The following is a 16313-nucleotide window of genomic DNA, read 5'->3' as shown; positions in this document are numbered from 1 at the left end:
AGGGAAACGGAGCGCCCCATGCGTCTCAAGCACCCCACCGCCCGGCTCGCCCTCGCCGCCCTGCTGGTCGCCGTCCCGGCCAGTGTCGCGGCCGCCGGCACCGTCCACGCCGCCCCGGCCCCCGCCGGTGCCACCCGGCTCGCGGCCGTCGGCCTGGACGACCCGCACAAGAAGGACATCGCCATGCAGCTGGTGTCCAGCGCCGAGAACTCCTCGCTCGACTGGAAGTCCCAGTACAAGTACATCGAGGACATCAAGGACGGCCGCGGCTACACCGCCGGCATCATCGGCTTCTGTTCCGGCACCGGCGACATGCTCGACCTGGTCGAGCACTACACCGACCTCAAGCCGGGCAACATCCTCGCCAAGTACCTCCCGGCGCTGCGCAAGGTCAACGGCACCGAGTCGCACGCCGGCCTCGGCTCCGCCTTCGAGAAGGACTGGGCGACCGCCGCCAAGGACAGCGTCTTCCAGCAGGCCCAGAACGACGAGCGCGACCGGGTCTACTTCAACCCCGCGGTCAACCAGGCCAAGGCCGACGGCCTGCGCGCGCTCGGCCAGTTCGCCTACTACGACGCGATCGTCATGCACGGCCCCGGCGACAGCACGGACAGCTTCGGCGGCATCCGCAAGGCCGCCATGAAGAAGGCCAAGACTCCCGCCCAGGGCGGCGACGAGGCCACCTACCTCAAGGCCTTCCTGGCGGCCCGCAAGACCGTGATGCTGAAGGAGGAGGCCCACTCGGACACCAGCCGGGTCGACACCGAGCAGACGGTGTTCCTCAACGCCAAGAACTTCGACCTCAACCCGCCGCTGAAGTGGAAGGTCTACGGGGACAGCTACGCGATCAACAGCTGACGGACCGCCGGGTGGCGGCGGGAGGCGCGGCGGCGGCCGGGCCTCCCGCCGCGGGCGTGTCCCGAACGGACCCGCGGCGCCCGTTAATTCGGGTGACGGTCGAACGCGTGCGCTGGTAGCGTCCCCGACGTGGCAAAGCTGAACCAGATCATCGCTGTCGAAAAGGGCGTCAAGTCGAAGTCCTTCCAGGAGCTGACGCAGTCCCACCAGGACTTGCAGAAGCCCCCGCTGCTGGCCGGCATCTCCCGTACCTACCAGCCCAAGGACGAGGAGGGCGAGCAGCTCCCGCCGGAGTCCACCCGCGTCCAGGTCAAGGCCGAGGACGTGCTGCGGGCCACGGCCACCACCCTGACCAGGCTGTTCGACGTGGTCGCGACCAAGGACTGGGCCAACACCACCGCCCGCGCGGACGTGGTGGTGGACGGCCGCACCCTCGTCGCCGACGCGCCGGTCACCTACCTGCTCTTCCTGGAGAAGCAGCTCACCGACCTGCGGACCTTCGTCCGCAAGCTGCCCGTGCTGGACGCCGCCGAGGCCTGGAGCCACGACCCGTCCACGGACTCCTGGAAGACCGAGGCGGTGCGCACCAACCGGACCAGGAAGGTGCCGCGCAACCACGTCAAGGCCGAGGCGACCGAGAAGCACCCGGCCCAGGTCGAGGTGTACTACGAGGACATCGCGATCGGCTACTGGACGACCGTCAAGTTCTCCGGGGCGCTCCCGGCCCGGCGGGTCAACGAGCTCGTCGAGCGGGTCGAGAAGCTCCAGCAGGCCGTGCAGTTCGCCCGCGAGGAGGCCAACGGCGCCGAGGTCGACGACCGCAGGGTCGGCGACGCCGTCTTCGGCTACCTGTTCGGGTAGCCCCATGATCGCCCCCGGGTGAGACCGGGGGTGGCGCGAAGAGCGCAAGCTGATACTGAGGTTGAAGCTGATACCGGGGAAATGGTGGGGGTTCGATTCCCTCCTCCGGCACCACCTGCCGGAGTGGCCCAAATGGCAGAGGCGCCCCGTAAGACTCAGACTCTCGCTCACGACTCAGCATTCGCCGCCGAGCGCCGGATCGACCGGGTGTGTGCTACAGCGTGGGTTGCGGGTTCGACTCCCGTCTGCGCCTCTCCGTGGCGCGGTAGCTTCAATGGCAGAGCAACGTTGTGAGACTGACCCACACCCTTAAACGTGCCGGTGCAGAGCAATTGGGTGGCACACCAGGGGCCCGGGAGCTGGATACCGCTCCCGGGCCCCGTCACGTCCGCGGACGGCGGACCGTCAGGCGGTCGCGGTGTAGTCGTAGAAGCCCCGGCCGGACTTGCGGCCCAGCAGGCCCGCGTCGACCATCCGGGACAGCAGCGGCGGAGCGGCGAACAGCGGCTCCTTGTACTCGTCGTACATCGACTCGGCGATGGAGACGATGGTGTCCAGACCGATCAGGTCGCACAGCCGCAGCGGGCCCATCGGGTGGGCGCAGCCGGCCTCCATGCCCTTGTCGATGTCGGAGGCGGTGGCCACACCGGTCTCGAACATCCGGACCGCCGACAGCAGGTACGGCACCAGCAGCGCGTTGACCACGAAGCCGGCCCGGTCCCGGGCGCGGATCGGGGCCTTGTGCAGCACCTCGATGGCGAAGGCCTCGGCCCGGTCGGTGGTCGCCGACGAGGTGGTCAGGGTCGGGATCACCTCGACCAGCTTCTGCACCGGCGCCGGGTTGAAGAAGTGCAGGCCGATCACCTGCTCGGGACGGGAGGTGGCGGCGGCCAGCTTCACGATCGGGATCGAGGAGGTGTTGGAGGCGAGGATCGCGTCCCGGCGCTCGACGACGCGGTCCAGCGTCTCGAAGATCTTCACCTTGATGTCCTCGCGCTCCGCGACCGCCTCGACCACCAGGTCGCGGTCCGCGAAGTCCGCCAGGTCGACGGTGAAGGACAGCCGGGCGAGCGCCTCGTCCTTCTGCTCCTCCGTCAGCTTGCCGCGCTGCACGGCGGTCTCCAGTGAGTTGGTCAGCCGGGTGCGCCCGAACTCCAGCGCCTCGCCGCCGGCCTCGGCGACCAGGACGTCCAGCCCCGCCCGGGCGAACACCTCCGCGATGCCCGACCCCATCAGGCCGCAGCCGATCACTCCGACACGCGCGATGTCACTCACTCAGTTGCCCTTCGGTGGTGCCGGGGGTCGCCCAGCGACGGTGGCCCAGCAGCTGCTGTTCGGCGGTTCGGGAGCACCGGTATGTGCGGACCGGTGCACCGTCCCGACGACGTTACTACTCCCTACCGGCGAGTAGGTCATCCCCTCCCCGGGCGGAACGGCCGGTCCCCGCCCCCAGGTCGTCCCGACCGCGTCCCCCTTCCGGTCGTCGCCCCTCCCCGCCCCGTTCCCGGCCTGCCCCCGTCCCGGGCCTGCGCCGAACGGGTGGCCCTGTCCGCGTCGCGCGCCCCCTCGGCCACCGCCCCCGCCCACCGGGGGACAGAATGCGGGCCGGACAGCGGGGTGGCCGGGGACACGCGAAGGAGCAGCGGCATGCCGACGGGATCGCTCACGGGACAGGTCACCCTGGTCACCGGCGCCGGCCGCGGCATCGGCCGCGAGATCGCCATCGGCCTCGCCGCCGAGGGCATGGCCGTCGGCCTGGTCGGCCGCACCCACGAGACCCTCACCGACACCCTCAAGGAATGCGTCCGGCACGGCTCGCGCGGCGTCGCCGTCACCGCCGACGTCACCCGGCCCGGCTCCGTCCGCGAGGCCGTCCGCGTCGTCGAACGCGACCTCGGCCCGATCGACCTGCTGGTCAACAACGCCGGCCGGACCGACCCGGTCGAGGCCCCGCTCTGGGAGACCGACGTCAACCAGTGGTGGCAGGTCGTCGAGGTCAACCTGCGCGGCCCCTACAACCTGCTGCGCTGTGTGCTGCCCGGCATGGTCGAGCGCCGCCGAGGCCGCGTCGTCAACCTCAACTCCGGGTTCGCGCTGCGCCCCGAGAGCCGGTACACCGCGTACGCGACCTCCAAGGCCGCACTGCTCCGGCTCTCCGACAACCTCGCCGACCCGCTCGCCGAGCACGGGATCGTCGTCCTCGACATCAGCCCCGGCGCCGTCGCCACCGACATGACCGCCGGGATGCCGATGTTCCGGGACATGAAGGCCTGGGGCTCCGTCCCGTACATGGTCGCCGTCACCGTGGACGCCGCGCGCGGGCGCTTCGACGCGCTGCACGGACGGTTCATCCACGCCGGGCGGGACAACCTGGAGGAGCTCGTCCGCCGCGCGGAGGAGATCCGCGCGGCGGACGCCCGGACGCTGCGGCTGCGCGCCTACGGGCCGGACGACCCGATGGGCTGACCCGGTGCGGGGCCGACCCGGTGCGGGGCCGACCCGGTGCGGGGCCGACCGGGTGCGGGAGTGCAGCGGTCGTCGCGCGCGGGGCGTGACGGTGCGGGGGAGGGGCGCTCAGAGGCCGCCGAGCGCCGCCAGACCGTCCAGTTCCTCCGGGGTGAGCGAACCCGGCGCCCGCCCCGCCCGGGCGAACTCCCCGGCCAGCCGCTGGAGCGCCTCGTTCAGCGGCGCCGCCGCCCCGTGCAGCCGCGCCAGCAGGACGATCTCGCCGTTCAGGTGGTCCGCCTCGATCGAACCCGTCCCGCGCGCCAGGCTCTGCCAGGACGAGGAACCGGTCCGCTGCTCGCCCTCCACCGGCTCCAGCCGCAGCGCCTTGCCGCAGCTGCGGGCCAGCTCGTCCGGATCGTCGTGGGGGAGGCCGGCGGCGGCCAGCACGGCCGCGCCCTCGGCGGTCACCCGCTCGTACAGCGCCTCCAGCCGGCCGTCCGCCGAGCCCCCGCCGTACGGGCCCCGCCCGGCCACCGCGTCCAGCGCGTTGCCGAGGTTGCCGAGCAGCTTGGTGTACTTCCAGCGCGCCACGTCCGCGTCCACCGGCGCGGCGAAACCCGACCCGCCGAGGTCGGCGGCGATCGCGGCGGCCCGCTCGCCCCCGCTGCCGGAGGGGTACCCGCCGAGCCTCAGGATCCCGCTCACCGGGGTGCCGTTGGCGCTCACCCGGCCCGGCGCGACATGGGTGGAGGGCATCCACACGAACACCGCCAGTACCTCGCGGAACAGCCGCAGCGCGAGCCGCTCGTTCTCCACGCCGTTCTGCGCGCACACCAGCGGCAGCCGCTCGGCGGCCGTCCCGCCGCCGGCCACCGGACGCGGCGCCCACTCGGCCAGCACGGCGGCGGTGTCCTGCGACTTCACGGCGAGCAGCAGCACGTCGTCCGGCCGCAGCGCCAGCTCCGCCGGCCCGCCGACCGCCGGGATCCGCAGCGTCCGGGTGCCCTGCGGCGTCCCGAACCGCAGTCCGTTCGCGCGCAGCGCCCCCAGGTGCGCGCCGCGCGCGACCAGGACCACCTCGTGTCCACCCTCGTGCAGCCGGGCACCGATCGTGCCGCCCACCGCACCCGCCCCGATGATGATGTAGCGCATGGCCGAAGCATCCCACGGCCCACAACCCCGGTCCGGCCCGGGCGGGGAGGGGCCGGTGCCCCCGGAGGGTGCCTCGGGGGGCGGCCCGGGACCGGGGTCAGGCGCAGAGGCGGCTGGCGGTCACCGGGGTCAGGCGCAGAGGCGGCTGGCGGTCACCGGGGTCAGGCCGGCCTTGGCGAGGCCGTCCAGGATGCCGGGCAGGGCGTCCACCGTGCAGCGGTGCCCCAGGTGCAGGGCGACCACCGAGCCGCCGCGCACCGAGGTGAGCACCCGCCGCTGGAGTTCGGCGGCGGTCGGGTCGGCGTAGTCGCGCGGGTCCACGTCGAAGGCGAGCACGTGCTCGTAGCCGACCGCCCGGGCCTGCTCCCGCACCATCGGCGTCGCGTACTGGGCGGCGGACGGGCGGAACCAGCGCCCGATCGAGCCGGTCAGCCGCTGCAGCCGCTCCGCGCACTGGGCGATCTCGTCGCGCGCCCGGTCCGGGGACATCGCCGAGATGTTCTGGTGGTTCTGGGTGTGGTTGCCCAGCTCGTGGCCGCCGTCCAGGATCCGCCGGGCCATCTGCGGCTGCTGGTCCAGCCAACTGCCGACGACCATCACGGTGAGGCCGACGCCGCGCTTCTCGGCGGTCTCCAGCAGCGCCGTGGCCAGCGCCGGATCACCGCTGCCGTGGCAGGTCAGCGCGACGTTGCGGCCGGTGCGCGGCCCGAACGCCACCTCGAAGGGCGTGCCGGCGGCCAGCGGCGGCAGCACCGGCGGGACGGGCGGCGCGCTGGCGGCCGCGGCGGCCGGCGCGGGTCCCTCGGCCGGCGGGGCGGACGGGGCGGGCGCCGTGGGCGCGGGCGAGGCGGGACCCTCGCCGGCCGGCCAGGCCGGGTCCACGGTGCCGGAGGGGTCCACCGGGCCCGGGCGCACGGCGAACGACCCCGGATCGGCCCGGCGGCGGCCGGTGTCGCCGCAGGCGGTGAGCAGCCCGCCGGCCGAGGCGAGAGCGGCCAGCTTGACGGTGGTGCGCAGGACAGTGCGCCGGTCGACAGTCATCGGCAGCCAGCATAGAGACGGCGTCCCCCGGCGGCGAACGCCCGCGCGCCCGGCGCGGACCGGGGCCGACCCGCCCGCGCGGCATCGTTCGGACGCTGCGGAAACCTGAACTACCGCTGTTTCAGCGGCGAGTCGTCGGTTACGATCACGGCGCACCGTGCGGTGGGGGCCGCTCGGCGGCCGCCGTCGGCCACACGGCGCGACGGGGGCCCGGGACGTCCGGCAGCGGACGCGCCGGGCGCACAGCACGCGGCGGACACGCGGCGGACACCAGGGGGCGGAAGATGACCGAGGACACGAGCACGGCGGCCGACGTCGTGGACGCATGGGAATGGGCGCGCGCCGAGGACTGGCGGCCGCCGACGGAACTCGACACCGGCGTGCCGCACACCGCCCGGATGTACGACTACTACCTCGGCGGCAAGGACAACTTCGAGGCCGACCGCAAGGCCGCCGAGGCCGCCATCGCCGCCTACCCGGCGCTGCCGCTGCTGGCCCGCACCAACCGCGAATTCCTGGGCCGGGCCGTGGAGTTCGCGGCCGGCCGGGGGATCCGGCAGTTCGTCGACATCGGCACCGGCATCCCGGCCGTCGGCTCCACCAGCGAGGTCGCCCAGCGGGCCGCGCCCGACGCCCGGGTCGTCTACGTCGACAACGACCCGATCGTGGCCACCCACGCCCGCGCCCTGCTCTCCGGCCACCCGGCCGGGCACACCTCCGTCATCGAGGCGGACCTGCGCGAGCCCGAGGCGATCCTCGACCACCCCGCCCTGCGCGGCGCCGTCGACCTCGGCAGGCCGGTCGCCCTGATGCTGGTCGCCGTTCTGCACTTCATCCGCGACGAGGACGGCGCCGAGCGGATCGTGCGCACCCTGCGCGACGCGCTCGCCCCCGGCAGCGTGCTGATCCTCTCCCACGGCAGCCCCGACTTCGCCTCCCGCGAGAGCGCCGCCGAGGGCACCCGGATCTACCGCAGCGCCAGCGCCCCGCTGGTGCTGCGCCCGCGCGCGGCCGTCGAACCCTTCTTCGGCGACTTCGAGTTCGTCGGCCCCGGCCTGGTCCAGCTCCCGCTCTGGCGCCCCGTCGCCGGCCACGTCCCCACCGCGGACCTCCCGGCCGGCTGGCAGGACGTCTCCGCCTACGCCGGCGTCGCCGTCAAGAACTGAGCCGAGGTCCGGGGCCGGGCGGCCCGCCCGGCCCCGGACCCGGACCCCCTAGCGGCCGCGCAGGCCGTCCATGTCGCGGCGGTCGCGCTTGGTGGGGCGGCCGGCGCCGCGGTCGCGCAGGCCGGGGGCGGCGACGAACTCCCGGGCCGGGCGCGGCGGGCTGTTGTCCACCAGGCAGTCGGCGGCGACCTCGGCGCCGACCCGCTTGCGGATGAGCTTGCGCACCACGACGACCCGCTCCCAGCCCTCCTGGCGCACCCGGACCTCGTCGCCCGGCTTCACCGCCTGCGCCGGCTTGGCCCGTTCGCCGTTCACCCGCACGTGCCCGGCCTTGCAGGCCGCCGCGGCGGCGGACCGGGTCTTCGCCAGCCGCACCGACCAGATCCAGCTGTCCACCCGGACGTTTCCCTCGTTCTCGACCATCCTTCGAGCTTAGGGCGGCGGCCGGTGGCGCTCAGCGGCGGCCGGGGGCCTCCTGGACCGCCCAGCCGTTGCCGTCCGGGTCGTTGAAGAAGACGAAGGAGTTCCACACCTCGCCGCGGCCGTCCACCCGGTCCCCGGCCTCGAAGTGCTGCACCGGGCTCACCTCGACGCCGCGGGCCAGCAGCTCCTTGTGGGCGCGCTCGATGTCCGGCACCACGAGCTGCAGGCCCTTCACCGAGCCGGCCGGGGCGTCGGTCAGGCCGGTGCCCAGCACGATCGAGCAGCCGGAGCCGGGCGGCGTCAGCTGCACCACCCGCAGGCCGTCCCGGATCCGGGTGTCGTGGTCGACGGCGAAACCGGCCTGCTCCTCGTAGAAGACCTTGGCCCGGTCGACGTCCGCCACCGGGACCACCACCACTTCCAGCTTCCAATCCATGGCCTCGTGCCTTCCCTCGGGATCCCTCGGGCCATTCCAGTATCGGCCGCGGCCCCGCACCGCGCCCGGCATGCGCCCGCCCCGGGCCCGGACCGCCGGCCCCGCGCCCCGACCGCCCCACGCCCCGCCCCGCGCCCGGCACGGGCGGTCGGGCGGTCCGGCGGTCGGTTAGCCTGGGCCACAATGAACCCCCTCGCCGAACCGGCCGCCCCGACCCCTTTCCCGACTCCCTGGGGCGATCTCGTCCTCACCCGATTCCCGGAGGATCCGCGCGAGCGGCTGCGCGCCTGGGACGCCTCCGACGAGTACCTGCTGCGGCACCTGGCCGGCCAGGCCGACTCGGCCGGGGGCCTGGCCACCGCCCTGGCCGGCCGCGCCGTCACCGTCGTCGGCGACCGCTGGGGCGCGCTCACCACCGCGCTCGCCGCACTGCCGGCCGGCCCGGACCGGCCCGCCGAGGTCACCCAGATCAGCGACTCGCACCTCGCCCGGCGCGCCACCCTCGCCAACCTCGCCCGGGCCGGTGCCGACCCCTCCGCCGCCCGGCTGACGACCACCCGCGACACCCCGCCCGACCGGATCGACGTCCTGCTGGTGCGGGTCCCCAAGAGCCTCGGCCTGCTGGAGGACCAGCTGCACCGGCTCGCCCCGGCCCTCCACCCGGACACGGTCGTCCTCGGCACCGGCATGGTCACCGAGATCCACACCTCCACCCTGAAGCTCTTCGAGCGGATCCTCGGCCCGACCCGCACCTCGCTCGCGGTCCGCAAGGCCCGGCTGATCCTCTGCACCCCGGACCGGGCGCTCGACCCCGGCCCCAACCCGTGGCCGCTCCGCTACGCCCTGCCCGGCGACATCGGCGCCGTCTCGGGCCGCACCGTCACCAACCACGCCGGCACCTTCTGCGCCGACCGCCTGGACATCGGCACCCGTTTCCTGCTCGCCCACCTGCCGGTCCCCGCCCCGGGCGCCCGGGTGGTGGACCTCGGCTGCGGCAACGGCGTGGTGGGCACCGCCGCCGCGCTGGCCACCCCCGGGATCGAGCTGCTCTTCGTCGACGAGTCGCACCCGGCGGTGGCCTCCGCCGAGGAGACCTTCCGCGCCAACCTCGGCCCGGACGCCCGGGCGGAGTTCCGCACCGCCGACGCGCTCGACGACGCCGACGTGCCGGCCGGCTCGGTGGACCTCGTCCTCAACAACCCGCCGTTCCACTCGCACCAGGCCACCACCGACGCCACCGCCTGGCGGATGTTCACCGGAGCCAAGCGCGCGCTGCGCCCCGGCGGCGAGCTCTGGGTGGTCGGCAACCGCAATCTCGACTACCACGTCAAGCTCCGCCGGCTGTTCGGCAACTGCCGGACGGTCGCGGGCAATCCGAAGTTCGTGGTGCTGAAGGCCGTCAAGCGCTGAGCGCGGTCCGCCACTGAGGACGTCCGCCCCGGGGAGCAACCGCCCCGGGGCGGTTCCGCCGGAACTCCTTGCATGAATGTTCGGTACTGCGTATATTCATGCCTCGACGAAGGAGGAACGCCATGGCATTGCGAGTCGCCGTCGCCGGCGCGAGCGGATACGCGGGCGGCGAGGTGCTGCGCCTGCTGCTCGGCCACCCGGAGGTCGAGATCGGGGCGCTGACCGGCGGCTCCAACGCGGGCACCGCGCTGGGACTGCTCCAGCCGCACCTGCCGGCGCTGGCCGGCCGGATCCTGGAGCCCACCACCCCGGAGGTGCTGGCCGACCACGACGTGGTCTTCCTGGCGCTGCCGCACGGGCAGTCCGCCGCCGTGGCCGAGGCGCTCGGCGAGAACGTCCTGGTCGTCGACTGCGGCGCCGACTTCCGGCTCAGGGCGGCCTCCGACTGGGAGCAGTTCTACGGCTCGGCGCACGCCGGCACCTGGCCCTACGGCCTGCCCGAACTGCCCGGCCACCGCGACGCGCTCAAGGGCGTCAACCGGATCGCCGTCCCCGGCTGCTACCCGACGGCCGTCTCGCTGGCGCTGTTCCCCGCCTACGCGGCCGGCCTCGCCGAGCCCGAGGCGGTGGTGGTCGCCGCCTCCGGCACCTCCGGCGCCGGCAAGGCCGCCAAGACCCACCTGCTCGGCAGCGAGGTGATGGGCAGCGTCAGCGCCTACGGCGTCGGCGGCGTCCACCGGCACACCCCGGAGATGGCGCAGAACCTCACCCCGCTCGCGGGCGAGCCGGTCAGCGTCTCCTTCACCCCCACCCTGGTCCCGATGCCGCGCGGCATCCTCGCCACCTGCTCCGCGAAGGCCCGGCCGGGGGTCGGCGCCGAGGAACTGCGCGCCGCCTACGCCGAGGCGTACGCGGACGAGCCGTTCGTCCACCTGCTCCCCGCCGGGCAGTGGCCGCAGACCAGCAGCGTCTACGGCGCCAACACCGCGCTGGTGCAGGTCGCCCTGGACGAGGCCGCCGGGCGGATCGTGGCGATCAGCGCGATCGACAACCTGGTCAAGGGCACCGCCGGCGGCGCGGTGCAGAGCATGAACATCGCCCTCGGCCTGCCCGAGGAGCTCGGCCTTCCCGTGAACGGAGTCGCACCGTGACCGACCACCAGAACATCGGCGTGACCGCGGCCCGGGGCTTCCGGGCGGCCGGCGTCACCGCCGGGATCAAGGCCTCCGGTACCCCGGACCTCGCCCTGGTCGTCAACGACGGCCCCTCGCTCGCGGCGGCCGGCGTCTTCACCTCCAACCGGGTCAAGGCCGCCCCCGTGCTCTGGTCCGAGCAGGTCCTCAAGGGCGGCACGGTCTCCGCCGTCGTCCTCAACTCCGGTGGCGCCAACGCCTGCACCGGACCGCTGGGTTTCCAGGACACCCACGCCACCGCCGAGAAGGTCGCCGAGGAGCTGAAGCTGAGCGCCGGCGAGGTCGCCGTCGCCTCCACCGGTCTGATCGGCGTCCGGCTGCCGATGGACCTCCTGCTGCCCGGGGTCGCCACCGCCGCCGCCGCGCTCGACGCCGCCGGCGGCGAGGCCGCCGCGATCGCCATCAAGACCACCGACACCGTCCACAAGACCGCGCAGGTCACCAGCCCGGCCGGCTGGACGGTCGGCGGCATGGCGAAGGGCGCCGGCATGCTCGCCCCGGGCCTCGCCACCATGCTGGTCGTGCTCACCACCGACGCCGACGCCGACGCGGCCGCCCTGGACACCGCGCTGCGCGCCGCCACCCGCACCACCTTCGACCGGATCGACTCCGACGGCTGCATGTCGACCAACGACACCGTGCTGCTGCTCGCCTCCGGCGCCAGCGGCACCGCCCCGGAGCCGGCCGAGTTCGACGAGGCGGTGCGCGCGGTCTGCGCCGACCTCGCCCGGCAGCTGATCGGCGACGCCGAGGGCGCGAGCAAGGACATCCGGATCGACGTCACCGGCGCCGCCACCGAGGACGAGGCCGTCGGCGTCGCCCGGGTGATCGGCCGCAACAACCTGCTCAAGTGCGCCATCCATGGCGAGGACCCCAACTGGGGCCGGGTGCTGGCCGCGATCGGCACCACCGACGCCGCCTTCGACCCGGACCGGCTCGACGTGGCCATCAACGGCGTCTGGGTGTGCCGCGACGGCAGCGTGGGGGAGGACCGGGACCTGGTCGACATGAGCGGGCGCGAGGTCGTGATCACCGCGAACCTCAACGCCGGCGGGGCCGCCGCCACCCTGTGGACCAACGACCTCACCGCCGACTACGTGCACGAGAACAGCGCCTACTCCACCTGACGGCGGGCCGGCCCGCCGGCCGACCCGTCCGACCGCCGCCACCCGAGCCGGGGGATGACCAGTACCGTGAAGATCGCACCCAAGGGCGAACAGGCCCGGAACAACACCGCGTTGCCCAAGGCCATGACGCTCATCGAGGCCCTGCCCTGGCTGGAGCGCTTCCACGGCAAGACCGTCGTCATCAAGTTCGGCGGCAACGCCATGGTCGACGAGGAGCTCAAGGCCGCCTTCGCCGCGGACGTCGTCTTCCTGCGCTTCGCCGGGCTCCACCCCGTCGTGGTGCACGGCGGCGGCCCGCAGATCAGCGCCCAGCTCGACCGGCTCGGCCTGGAGTCCTCGTTCACCAACGGCCTGCGGGTCACCACCCCGGAGACCATGGACGTGGTCCGGATGGTGCTCGCCGGCCAGGTGCAGCGGGAACTGGTCGGCCTGCTCAACGAGCACGGCCCGTTCGCGGTCGGCATGACCGGCGAGGACGCGCACACCATGACCGCGGTCAAGCGGTACGCGGTCGTCGACGGCGAGTCGGTCGACATCGGCCTGGTCGGCGACATCGTCAACGTCGAGGCCGGCGCGGTGAAGGCGCTGATCGCGGACGGCCGGATCCCGGTGGTCTCCTCGATCGCCCGCGGCACCGACGGCCACGTCTACAACATCAACGCCGACACCGCCGCCTCCGCCCTCGCGGTCGCCCTCGGGGCCGAGATGCTCGTCGTGCTGACCGACGTCGAGGGCCTCTACAAGGACTGGCCGGAGTCGGACGACGTGATCAGCCAGCTGGACGCCACCGAGCTGGAGGAACTGCTGCCGGGCCTGGCCTCCGGCATGGTGCCCAAGATGGAGGGCTGCCTGAACGCCGTCCGCTCGGGCGTCGGCACCGCCCGCGTGCTGGACGGCCGGGTGCCGCACAGCCTGCTGCTGGAGATCTTCACCGACGAGGGCATCGGCACCATGGTCGTGCCCGACGACGAACCGACCGTGACCGGGGGACTCGCATGACTTCCAACGCCCAGCTGACCGAGCGGTGGCAGCACGCCTTCACCGACAACTACGGCACCCCGCGGATCCCGCTGGTCCGGGGCGAGGGCAGCACCCTCTGGGACGCCGACGGCAAGGCCTACACCGACCTGCTCGGCGGCATCGCGGTCAACGCCCTCGGCACCGCCCACCCGGCCGTGGTCGAGGCCGTGGGCCGGCAGATCGCCACCCTCGGCCACATCTCCAACCTGTTCCTGGCCGAGCCCACCGTCGCCCTCGCCGAACGGCTGCTGGAACTCGACGGGCGCCCCGGGCGGGTGTTCTTCTGCAACTCCGGCGCCGAGGCCAACGAGGCCGCCTTCAAGATCTCCCGCCGGACCGGCCGCACCCACCTGGTCGCCCTGGAGGGCGCCTTCCACGGCCGCACCATGGGCGCCCTCGCGCTCACCGGCCAGCCCGCCAAGCAGGAGCCGTTCCGCCCGCTGCCCGGCGACGTCACCCACGTCCCGTTCGGTGACGTGGAGGCGCTGCGCGCGGCGGTCACCACCGACACGGCCGCCGTCTTCCTGGAGCCGATCCAGGGCGAGAACGGCGCCGTCCCGCTGCCCGACGGCTATCTGCGGGCCGCCCGCGAGATCACCCGCGCCACCGGCACCCTGCTCGTGCTCGACGAGATCCAGACCGGCGTCGGCCGCACCGGCCACTGGTTCGCGCACCAGGCCTTCGACGGGGTCGAGCCGGACGTCGTCACGCTCGCCAAGGCGCTCGGCGGCGGACTGCCGATCGGGGCCGTGCTCGCCTTCGGCGAGGCCGCCGACCTGCTCACCCCGGGCCAGCACGGCACCACCTTCGGCGGCAACCCGGTCGTCGCGGCGGCCGCGCTCGCGGTGCTGGACACCATCGGGTCCGAAGGACTGCTGGAGCACGCCCGCAAGATCGGCGAGCGGCTGCGGCACGGCGTCGAGGCGATCGACGACCCGCTGGTCTCGCACGTGCGCGGGGCCGGGCTGCTGCTCGGCATCGTGCTCACCGCCCCGGTCTCCGCGAAGGTGCAGGCGGGCCTCCAGGAGGCCGGCTTCCTGGTGAACGCCGCGGTGCCGGACGCGGTGCGCCTCGCGCCGCCGCTGGTGCTCACCGAGCAGGAGGCGGACGCCTTCCTGGCCGCGCTGCCCGCCGTGCTGCGGGCCGTGCGGGCGGACGCCCCGGACGATGCGAACCGAGCGTAGTCCGGGAGAATCATCACATGACCGTTCCCCACTCCGGCCAGCCCGCCGCCGGCCCGACGCCGCAGGTCCCGCAGACCCGCACCGCGCGCCACCGGCGGATCGTGGACCTGCTCACCCGCCAGCCCGTGCGCTCGCAGAGCCAGCTCGCCAAGCTGCTCGCCGACGACGGACTCGTGGTCACCCAGGCCACCCTCTCCCGGGACCTGGACGAGCTGGGCGCGGTGAAGATCCGCAACCGGGACGGCGCGCTCATCTACGCCGTCCCGGCCGAGGGCGGCGACCGCACCCCGCGCGCGCCGATGGGGGAGTCCGCCACCGAGGGCCGGATGGCCCGGCTGGCCGGCGAGCTGATGGTCTCCGCGACCGCGTCCGGCAACCTGGTGGTGCTGCGCACCCCGCCCGGCGCGGCGCAGTTCCTGGCCTCGGCGATCGACCAGGCGGAGGTGTTCGAGATCATCGGCACCATCGCCGGCGACGACACCGTGCTGCTGATCAGCCGCGACCCGGCCGGCGGCCAGGCCCTCGCCGACCACCTCATGCAACTCGCCCAGGCGAAGGCGCAGTAAGCCCTCCCGCACGGCCCTCGCACGGCCCCTCGTACAGCCCCGCACCGCCCTGTGGGCCCGGTTCCGACCGGGCCCACAGGCGTATCCGGAACCGCCCCCGCCACGGGGTTTTGAGATTCATACGGAGTAGTGCATACTTATGCCTGTCGCCGTAAGCCTGTTCGCACAGTTGTGAAGGAGAAAGCCGTGACCGAGCGCGTCGTACTCGCCTACTCGGGCGGTCTGGACACGTCCGTCTGCATCGGCTGGATCGCCGAGGAGACGGGCGCCGAGGTCATCGCCGTCGCCGTCGACGTCGGCCAGGGCGGCGAGGACCTGGACGTCATCCGCCAGCGGGCGCTGGACTGCGGCGCCGTCGAGGCCGAGGTCGCCGACGCCCGCGACGAGTTCGCCGACGAGTACTGCCTCCCGGCCGTCAAGGCCAACGCCCTCTACCAGGGCCAGTACCCGCTGGTGTCCGCCCTCTCCCGGCCGGTCATCGTCAAGCACCTGGTGGCCGCCGCCCAGAAGCACGGCGCCACCACCGTCGCCCACGGATGCACCGGCAAGGGCAACGACCAGGTCCGCTTCGAGGTCGGCATCAACTCGCTGGCCCCCGGCCTCAAGTGCATCGCCCCGGTCCGCGACTACGCGATGACCCGGGACAAGGCCATCGCCTTCGCCGAGGCCAAGGGCCTGCCGATCGCCACCACCAAGAAGTCCCCGTACTCGATCGACCAGAACGTCTTCGGCCGGGCCGTCGAGACCGGCTTCCTCGAGGACATCTGGAACGCCCCGATCGAGGACGTCTACGAGTACACCCAGAACCCCGCCACCGCGCGCGAGGCCGACGAGGTGGTCATCACCTTCGACGCCGGCGTCCCGGTCGCGATCGACGGCCGCAAGGTCACCGTCCTGCAGGCGATCGAGGAGCTCAACAAGCGCGCCGGCGCCCAGGGCGTCGGCCGGCTCGACATGGTCGAGGACCGCCTCGTCGGCATCAAGTCCCGGGAGATCTACGAGGCCCCCGGCGCGATCGCCCTGATCACCGCCCACCAGGCGCTGGAGAACGTCACCGTCGAGCGCGAACTCGCCCGCTACAAGCGGCAGGTCGAGCAGCGCTGGGCCGAACTGGTCTACGACGGCCTGTGGTTCTCCCCGCTCAAGCGTGCCCTCGACGGCTTCGTGAACGAGGCCAACCAGCACGTCTCCGGCGACATCCGGATCGTCCTGCACGGCGGCCGGGCCGTCGTCAACGGCCGCAAGTCGGACCAGTCGCTGTACGACTTCAACCTCGCCACCTACGACACCGGCGACACCTTCGACCAGTCGATGTCCAAGGGCTTCATCGAGATCTTCGGCCTCTCCTCGAAGATCGCCGCCCGTCGCGACCTGGGCTGAGCCGCCCCGGACCCGGCCGCGCCCCGCTCCCGCGGGGCCGGCCGGGAC

The 16313-nt window shown here is 73.7% G+C and carries 16 protein-coding genes; 11 read left to right on the top strand and 5 right to left on the bottom strand.

Annotated features, from left to right (window positions below; genetic code table 11):
* The first annotated feature begins 18 nt into the window (after window positions 1-18).
* Window positions 19-858: a chitosanase gene (locus ACW14Y_RS10675; protein WP_380310031.1), complete on the top strand. Its 840-nt coding sequence runs from the start codon at window positions 19-21 to the stop codon at window positions 856-858.
* Between the two features lie 129 nt (window positions 859-987).
* On the top strand, window positions 988-1719 hold the full coding sequence (locus ACW14Y_RS10670) for a DUF7873 family protein (RefSeq protein ID WP_380310033.1): 732 nt from the start codon (window positions 988-990) through the stop codon (window positions 1717-1719).
* A gap of 405 nt (window positions 1720-2124) precedes the next feature.
* Here the strand turns inward: ACW14Y_RS10670 and ACW14Y_RS10665 are convergent, their stop codons facing one another.
* On the bottom strand, window positions 2125-2994 hold the full coding sequence (locus tag ACW14Y_RS10665) for a 3-hydroxybutyryl-CoA dehydrogenase (RefSeq protein WP_456986608.1): 870 nt from the start codon (window positions 2992-2994) through the stop codon (window positions 2125-2127).
* 372 nt (window positions 2995-3366) lie between these two features.
* Here ACW14Y_RS10665 and ACW14Y_RS10660 point away from each other — a divergent pair, with 372 nt between their 5' ends.
* The gene (locus tag ACW14Y_RS10660; protein ID WP_380392033.1) at window positions 3367-4185 is read left to right on the top strand and encodes an SDR family NAD(P)-dependent oxidoreductase; all 819 of its coding nucleotides are present in this window, start codon (window positions 3367-3369) and stop codon (window positions 4183-4185) included.
* A 108-nt stretch (window positions 4186-4293) separates the two neighbouring features.
* Here the strand turns inward: ACW14Y_RS10660 and ACW14Y_RS10655 are convergent, their stop codons facing one another.
* Window positions 4294-5319 (bottom strand): ketopantoate reductase family protein, encoded by a 1026-nt coding sequence (locus ACW14Y_RS10655; protein WP_456986607.1) that lies wholly within the window; start codon window positions 5317-5319, stop codon window positions 4294-4296.
* Window positions 5320-5448: 129 nt separating this feature from the next.
* Window positions 5449-6360, bottom strand: coding sequence for a polysaccharide deacetylase family protein (locus tag ACW14Y_RS10650; protein WP_380392038.1), 912 nt, complete (start codon window positions 6358-6360; stop codon window positions 5449-5451).
* A 284-nt stretch (window positions 6361-6644) separates the two neighbouring features.
* Here ACW14Y_RS10650 and ACW14Y_RS10645 point away from each other — a divergent pair, with 284 nt between their 5' ends.
* Window positions 6645-7526 carry an SAM-dependent methyltransferase gene (locus ACW14Y_RS10645; RefSeq protein WP_380310043.1) on the top strand — a complete coding sequence of 294 codons (882 nt, stop codon included), beginning with the start codon at window positions 6645-6647 and terminating at the stop codon, window positions 7524-7526.
* A gap of 48 nt (window positions 7527-7574) precedes the next feature.
* Here the strand turns inward: ACW14Y_RS10645 and ACW14Y_RS10640 are convergent, their stop codons facing one another.
* The gene (locus ACW14Y_RS10640) at window positions 7575-7949 is read right to left on the bottom strand and encodes an RNA-binding S4 domain-containing protein (RefSeq protein ID WP_030395982.1); all 375 of its coding nucleotides are present in this window, start codon (window positions 7947-7949) and stop codon (window positions 7575-7577) included.
* A 31-nt stretch (window positions 7950-7980) separates the two neighbouring features.
* Window positions 7981-8385 (bottom strand): VOC family protein, encoded by a 405-nt coding sequence (locus ACW14Y_RS10635; protein WP_380308361.1) that lies wholly within the window; start codon window positions 8383-8385, stop codon window positions 7981-7983.
* 183 nt (window positions 8386-8568) lie between these two features.
* On the opposite strand from ACW14Y_RS10635, the gene ACW14Y_RS10630 reads away from it, so the two are divergent.
* The 7 genes from ACW14Y_RS10630 to ACW14Y_RS10600 all read left to right on the top strand — a co-directional run bounded on the left by ACW14Y_RS10630 (window position 8569) and on the right by ACW14Y_RS10600 (window position 16265).
* Window positions 8569-9795 (top strand): methyltransferase, encoded by a 1227-nt coding sequence (locus ACW14Y_RS10630; RefSeq protein ID WP_380444194.1) that lies wholly within the window; start codon window positions 8569-8571, stop codon window positions 9793-9795.
* A gap of 122 nt (window positions 9796-9917) precedes the next feature.
* Window positions 9918-10946, top strand: a complete 1029-nt coding sequence (gene argC / locus ACW14Y_RS10625) for an N-acetyl-gamma-glutamyl-phosphate reductase (protein WP_380392043.1) — start codon at window positions 9918-9920, stop codon at window positions 10944-10946.
* A gap of 14 nt (window positions 10947-10960) precedes the next feature.
* A complete protein-coding gene (gene argJ, locus ACW14Y_RS10620) occupies window positions 10961-12115 on the top strand; it encodes a bifunctional glutamate N-acetyltransferase/amino-acid acetyltransferase ArgJ (RefSeq protein ID WP_380308366.1) in 1155 nt (384 codons plus the stop codon).
* 123 nt (window positions 12116-12238) lie between these two features.
* On the top strand, window positions 12239-13114 hold the full coding sequence (gene argB / locus ACW14Y_RS10615; protein WP_380308364.1) for an acetylglutamate kinase: 876 nt from the start codon (window positions 12239-12241) through the stop codon (window positions 13112-13114).
* Window positions 13111-14319: an acetylornithine transaminase gene (locus ACW14Y_RS10610; RefSeq protein ID WP_380444192.1), complete on the top strand. Its 1209-nt coding sequence runs from the start codon at window positions 13111-13113 to the stop codon at window positions 14317-14319. Before argB ends, ACW14Y_RS10610 begins: the two co-directional genes overlap by 4 nt.
* 17 nt (window positions 14320-14336) lie before the next feature.
* On the top strand, window positions 14337-14885 hold the full coding sequence (locus ACW14Y_RS10605) for an arginine repressor (RefSeq protein ID WP_030395991.1): 549 nt from the start codon (window positions 14337-14339) through the stop codon (window positions 14883-14885).
* Window positions 14886-15071: 186 nt separating this feature from the next.
* Window positions 15072-16265: an argininosuccinate synthase gene (locus tag ACW14Y_RS10600; RefSeq protein ID WP_053646726.1), complete on the top strand. Its 1194-nt coding sequence runs from the start codon at window positions 15072-15074 to the stop codon at window positions 16263-16265.
* Window positions 16266-16313 lie beyond the last annotated feature (48 nt).

The organism is Kitasatospora sp. cg17-2 (genome assembly GCF_054031055.1).
This window is presented reverse-complemented; position numbering and strand designations above follow the sequence as displayed.

Bases quoted from the DNA above. Each gene is read 5' to 3' on its own strand.
- ACW14Y_RS10675 (WP_380310031.1), top strand. From the start codon at position 19: ATGCGTCTCAAGCACCCCACCGCCCGGCTCGCCCTCGCCGCCCTGCTG.
- ACW14Y_RS10660 (WP_380392033.1), top strand. From the start codon at position 3,367: ATGCCGACGGGATCGCTCACGGGACAGGTCACCCTGGTCACCGGCGCC.
- ACW14Y_RS10655 (WP_456986607.1), bottom strand. From the start codon at position 5,319: ATGCGCTACATCATCATCGGGGCGGGTGCGGTGGGCGGCACGATCGGT.
- ACW14Y_RS10650 (WP_380392038.1), bottom strand. From the start codon at position 6,360: ATGACTGTCGACCGGCGCACTGTCCTGCGCACCACCGTCAAGCTGGCC.
- ACW14Y_RS10645 (WP_380310043.1), top strand. From the start codon at position 6,645: ATGACCGAGGACACGAGCACGGCGGCCGACGTCGTGGACGCATGGGAA.
- ACW14Y_RS10640 (WP_030395982.1), bottom strand. From the start codon at position 7,949: ATGGTCGAGAACGAGGGAAACGTCCGGGTGGACAGCTGGATCTGGTCG.
- ACW14Y_RS10635 (WP_380308361.1), bottom strand. From the start codon at position 8,385: ATGGATTGGAAGCTGGAAGTGGTGGTGGTCCCGGTGGCGGACGTCGAC.
- ACW14Y_RS10630 (WP_380444194.1), top strand. From the start codon at position 8,569: ATGAACCCCCTCGCCGAACCGGCCGCCCCGACCCCTTTCCCGACTCCC.
- argC (WP_380392043.1), top strand. From the start codon at position 9,918: ATGGCATTGCGAGTCGCCGTCGCCGGCGCGAGCGGATACGCGGGCGGC.
- argB (WP_380308364.1), top strand. From the start codon at position 12,239: ATGACGCTCATCGAGGCCCTGCCCTGGCTGGAGCGCTTCCACGGCAAG.
- ACW14Y_RS10610 (WP_380444192.1), top strand. From the start codon at position 13,111: ATGACTTCCAACGCCCAGCTGACCGAGCGGTGGCAGCACGCCTTCACC.
- ACW14Y_RS10605 (WP_030395991.1), top strand. From the start codon at position 14,337: ATGACCGTTCCCCACTCCGGCCAGCCCGCCGCCGGCCCGACGCCGCAG.